The sequence below is a fragment of the Mycobacterium sp. genome (assembly GCF_039583805.1).
In the GTDB taxonomy this organism is placed as follows: domain Bacteria; phylum Actinomycetota; class Actinomycetes; order Mycobacteriales; family Mycobacteriaceae; genus Mycobacterium.
The window spans coordinates 7041-11799 of sequence record NZ_JAVKSH010000095.1 but is presented as its reverse complement, the minus strand read 5'-3'; the positions used below and the strand labels follow the sequence as shown (position 1 = coordinate 11799).

The 4759-nt window shown below is 68.0% G+C and carries 6 protein-coding genes; 4 read left to right on the top strand and 2 right to left on the bottom strand.

Features of this window, described 5'->3' with window-relative positions; genetic code table 11:
• Nucleotides 1–90 precede the first annotated feature (90 nt).
• From ABDW21_RS13165 to ABDW21_RS13155, 3 genes are all read left to right on the top strand, one after another.
• Nucleotides 91–570, top strand: a complete 480-nt coding sequence (locus ABDW21_RS13165; RefSeq protein WP_343710540.1) for a nucleoside deaminase — start codon at nucleotides 91–93, stop codon at nucleotides 568–570.
• Between the two features lie 29 nt (nucleotides 571–599).
• The gene (locus ABDW21_RS13160) at nucleotides 600–1841 is read left to right on the top strand and encodes an alpha-hydroxy acid oxidase (protein WP_343710539.1); all 1242 of its coding nucleotides are present in this window, start codon (nucleotides 600–602) and stop codon (nucleotides 1839–1841) included.
• A gap of 102 nt (nucleotides 1842–1943) precedes the next feature.
• Nucleotides 1944–2363: a GNAT family N-acetyltransferase gene (locus tag ABDW21_RS13155; protein ID WP_343710538.1), complete on the top strand. Its 420-nt coding sequence runs from the start codon at nucleotides 1944–1946 to the stop codon at nucleotides 2361–2363.
• Between the two features lie 127 nt (nucleotides 2364–2490).
• Here the strand turns inward: ABDW21_RS13155 and ABDW21_RS13150 are convergent, their stop codons facing one another.
• Both ABDW21_RS13150 and ABDW21_RS13145 read right to left on the bottom strand, forming a co-directional pair.
• On the bottom strand, nucleotides 2491–2799 hold the full coding sequence (locus ABDW21_RS13150) for a hypothetical protein (RefSeq protein ID WP_343710537.1): 309 nt from the start codon (nucleotides 2797–2799) through the stop codon (nucleotides 2491–2493).
• Between the two features lie 78 nt (nucleotides 2800–2877).
• Nucleotides 2878–3036, bottom strand: a complete 159-nt coding sequence (locus ABDW21_RS13145; RefSeq protein ID WP_343599271.1) for a hypothetical protein — start codon at nucleotides 3034–3036, stop codon at nucleotides 2878–2880.
• Between the two features lie 631 nt (nucleotides 3037–3667).
• On the opposite strand from ABDW21_RS13145, the gene ABDW21_RS13140 reads away from it, so the two are divergent.
• On the top strand, nucleotides 3668–4759 hold a 1092-nt coding region (locus tag ABDW21_RS13140; RefSeq protein ID WP_343710536.1), incomplete at its 3' end, for a hypothetical protein.

Sequence of the window (4759 nt, the reverse complement as noted above, 5' to 3'; positions counted from 1 at the left end):
GTGGCGCAGGCGCTTGCTGTGGCGCAGACTCCGGCAGCGGCCGGCTGACGGTCTGCCTGTGCCGGTCGGCCGGAAGTAGACTGACGGCTCGTGGCTGTCAGCGAGGTCGATCTGCGCCATCTGCGTCGCTGCGTCGAGCTCGCCGGTGAGGCCCTCGACTCCGGCGCCGGACCCTTCGGCGCCATGCTGATCGGAGCCGACGGGCATACCCTCCACGAAGATCGCAACCGGGTCACCGAGTGGGACCTCACCCGGCACCCCGAGTTCGCGATCGCACGCTGGGCGGCGGTGAATCTTGCTCCGGAACAACGAGTCAACACCACCGTCTACACGTCGTGTGAGCAGTGCCCCATGTGCGCCGCGGCCCACGGGTGGGCCGGCCTCGGCCGGATCGTGTACGCGACGTCAGCCGCACAGCTCAGCCGGTGGCTGACGGAATGGGGTGTGCAGGCCCTGCCGGTGGCGCCGTTGCCGGTGACGACTGTCGTGCCCGACGCTGTGGTCGACGGCCCGGTGCCGAGTCTGGAAGCCGAGATGAAGCCGCTGTATCGGGCGTTTTTCCGGCCGTGACACCGCCCTGACCTTAGGCTGGCGTCACGATGGCGGGCACACGACGGGTACCCCGAGTCGGCGATCTGGCGCCGCTGATCCGCCTCCGCGCGCCCGGGTTCGACCGCACCCGGCGCCGACTCGACGCCGCGCTGACCATCGCCGATCTGCGCGCAATCGCCAAGCGGCGCACCCCGAAGGCGGCGTTCGACTACGCCGACGGCGCCGCCGAGGACGAGATCTCGCTGGACCGTGCTCGACAGGCGTTCCGCGACATCGAATTTCATCCGGCAATCCTGCGGGATGTGACAACAGTCGGCACCGGCTGGGAGGTGCTCGGAGGGCCGGTGGCATTGCCTTTCGGGATTGCCCCGACGGGCTTTACCCGGTTGATGCACACCGCCGGTGAAATCGCCGGCGCCCGGGCGGCGTCAGCGGCCGGCATCCCGTTTTCCCTGTCCACGCTCGGCACCGCCGCGATCGAAGATGTTGTAGCGGCTGTTCCGCAGGGCCGCAAGTGGTTTCAGCTGTACATGTGGCGGGATCGGGACCGGTCGACGGCGTTGGTGCGCCGGGCCGCCGATGCCGGATTCGACACCCTGCTGGTCACCGTTGACGTCCCGGTCGCCGGTGCGCGGCTGCGCGACAGCCGCAACGGGATGTCGATCCCGCCGGCGTTGACGCTGCGGACCCTGCTCGACGCGTCGCGCCGCCCGCGCTGGTGGTTCGACCTGCTGACCACCGAGCCGCTGGCCTTCGCGTCGCTGGATCGCTTGCCCGGCACCGTCGCCGAGTACCTGGACACGATGTTCGACCCGAGCGTCACCGTCGCGGACCTGGCGTGGATCAAAGATCAATGGCCGGGCAAGCTGGTGGTGAAGGGCATCCAGACTCTCGATGACGCTCGGGCGGTCGTCGATCGTGGTGCCGACGGCATCGTGTTGTCCAATCACGGCGGGCGCCAACTGGATCGGGCGCCGGTGCCGTTTCACCTGCTGCCGACGGTGGCGCGTGAGCTGGGCCACGACACCGAGATCCTGCTGGACACCGGGATCATGTCCGGGGCCGACATCGTCGCCGCGGTCGCCCTGGGTGCGCGCTGCACGCTGGTCGGGCGAGCCTACCTGTACGGGCTGATGGCCGGCGGTGAGGCGGGGGTGCGCCGTGCCATCCAGATCTTGTCCGGCCAGCTGACCCGAACGATGCGGCTGCTCGGTGTCGCGTGTCTGGAAGAACTCGCACCGGCCCACGTGACGCAGCTGCGACGGCTGGTGCCGATTCCGCCGGCGTGACGCCCGGGCGGGGCCCACCGGCAGCACACGGTTTGCGATCATCGTGGCGTAGTTGACGTTCGCCGGTGCAGACCCGACGACGTCGCCGGCTGCATCGCGATCGTGCGTGGTCTTCCCGACTACTTCACCGACGACGTCCCCGCCGAGGTCAGCGCTGCACTCGCCGATCATCACTGCCGGGTCGTGACCGATGCCGGCGGTGTCGCGGGGTTCGCGGTCGTCGATCGGCGGCCTGCGCGAAGTGCTGAAATTCTCTGGATGGCGGTGCACCAGGGCAGGCAGGGCAGCGGGATCGGCACCGCGTTGCTCGACCACATACTGCGTGAGCTCGGCGACGACGGAGTGCGACTGGTGGAGGTCAAGACTCTCGATCCGGCCGTCGACTACGCACCGTACGTGGCCACCCGGGCGTTCTGGGAGCGACGAGGGTTCATGCAGGTCGATACGATCGACCCGATGCCGGGGTGGCAATCCGGAGATGCCGCAGCGCTCTGCGTGGCCGCTCTCGCCCCAACCAGGTGACCGTCCGCACCCAGCCAGTCTTCCCCTGGGGGAGGTGGCTGCACCGTGGACCGACGAGACCCCGTCGTCCACCAGCGGTACGGTGCCGCACCGGCGTGTGATTGTTTCGCCGAGTCGAGGCTTGCCGTCAGTAAGCCAGCGACGCGTAGTCGATGACGAAAGAGCCGAGCCCTTCGCTGAACAGTTGGAAGTCGAGCGACAACAACCCGACGTCCTCGATAGCTGCTACCGCCCCCAAATTACTCGCGAGCGCGGCATCTACTCCCTCATCCAAGACGAGCACCGGAACGCTGTCTACGTACCACCCCAGGTTGAAGGCGGCGAAGAAGGCGTCGCTCACCAACCCGAGGGGGCCGTCTTTGGACGCGATGCGATCTTCCGCCGACTCAAGCAGGCCTATGGCCTGTAACGAAAGATCGTGGGTCGTCGTTTGCATATCGGCGAACGATGCAAGGCCAGGCAGGACGGACACGTCTGCTTGGCTCAACGCTTGGTTAGCGTCAATGCCGGGAAGTTAAGGTCCGAGGTCTGTGGTCGCGCCGTCCAACAACAAGTCTTCGAGGGTGGGTTCATCGGCATAGGCGGCGCCGATCCCGATCACTGCGGCGGCGACAAAGGCTCCGGCGGCCAGCCCCACACAGCCACGCCACCGGGGGATACCGTTGTTCGTCATGGCCGCGCTCCCGGGGCAACCGCTCCGGCCGCGACACGTCTCGGTGAACGCATCGTCAAACAGTGCGGTGCCTGCGCCAGCGTCCGGCAGGGGACGATCGCTGGTTAAGGGGCCGGTGGGTTCGCCTGGAACGTCACCCGGCTTGGATGTGGTGTTGCCCGATCAGCCCCGAGGACCTCTGCACCGGTGAACCAGGGCGAGGACCTCGAGGCTCAGCCTCAGGATGGATGGCCGGATGGTCCGGCTGAGCCCGCCGTCGCGGGGGGAATCCGCCACCTACGCCGTCCGGAAGCTAGGTTCGGCCGTCCGGCGTGACTCGAAAGCGCGATCCGGCGCGGAATCATCCCACGGCTCGTCCCGCACCGCCGCGCTCAAAGCTTCGTAGGCCGCGGAAATCCAGTCTGCGCCGAAGGCCCGGTGTGCGAAACTCGTCGACGGCGACCTCATCGCTCACCGAGCCTCGACGACAATTACACGGCCCCGCGACGGGGTGTACGCTGCTCACGGCGTCACGGGCGAATCCGCGTCGTCGGAGGGGTGACCAGTGCCAGTCCGGATACGACCTGCGCGTGCATCCTCTGATGGCCGCGCTTCCAACAGTGATGCACGGCCGGACAATCGGCTCGTTTTGATGGACCAGGGCTTCTTTGCGGGGCACCGTGCCGCCGGCCATATGGAAGTCACCCAGTGCGTGTGGGTTTACGAGCACGCTGTCGACTTCGACGGGCTGAGGAGGTTTCACCACAATCTCGGTTACGGGTTGATGGGACGGCGCATCGAGCGTTCGCCGCTGCCGTTCGCCCGGTATCGGTGGGTCGTGGATCGGTGGCCGTCGGAGATCGATATCGCCGAGTGCGCCCGTCCGCGCGCTGAACTCAGCGACTGGGTTGACGAGCGCTCACAACTGCCTACCGATGCGGAATGGGGCCCGAGCTGGCACCTGGGCGTCCTTCCCCTGACGGACGGCTCGACCGCGATCAGCCTGGTGGCTTCGCACTACGTGGTCGACGGCCTCGGGTTCGCCGCCGCGGCGGCGGATGCGCTCTCGGGCAACACGCGCGATCTTGGCTACCCACCGCCGGGCTCACGCACCCGACTGCGCGCAGTGGTGCAGGATGCCCGAGAAACAGCGCGGGACGCGCCGCAGGCTGCCCGGGCGCTTGTCGCAGGGGCAAAACTGGTCCGAAAGCAGCGGCGTGAGCGGCAGGATGGTGACCGCCCACCAGCGGCGCGACCCGTCGCCGTCCGGGGCGGCGACGGCGACGACGCCGTCGTCGTGCCGGGTATCACGATTTACGTCGGCCTGCAGGAGTGGGATTCCCGCGCGAAGGCTCTTGGCGGAACCGGTAACACACTGGTCGTTGGCCTGGCCGTCAAGCTCGCGGAGCGTATGGGACGCCGGCGCGGTGGTGACGGCGCCGTCACCGTGCAACTTCCCATGAGCGACCGCGCCGAGGGCGATACCCGTGCGGTCGCACTGTCCCTCGCGCGCGTCAGCGCCGACCCGACGCATGTGACGACGGATCTGCGTGACGTGCGCGCCGCCATCAAGCAGTCGCTGACGACTCTGCGGGAAACGCCGGACGAGTCGTCGCAGCTGCTGTGGCTGACCTCGTTTACGCCGAAGCCGGCGTTGAGACGGCTGGTCGATGCGGGGTTCGCCGACCCTGATCTCCCGGTGATCGTTTCCAATCTTGGAGATGTCGGCACGCTGGTGAACCGT

Bases quoted from the DNA above. Each gene is read 5' to 3' on its own strand.
- ABDW21_RS13145 (WP_343599271.1), bottom strand. From the start codon at position 3,036: ATGACGAACAACGGTATCCCCCGGTGGCGTGGCTGTGTGGGGCTGGCC.
- ABDW21_RS13160 (WP_343710539.1), top strand. From the start codon at position 600: ATGGCGGGCACACGACGGGTACCCCGAGTCGGCGATCTGGCGCCGCTG.
- ABDW21_RS13150 (WP_343710537.1), bottom strand. From the start codon at position 2,799: ATGCAAACGACGACCCACGATCTTTCGTTACAGGCCATAGGCCTGCTT.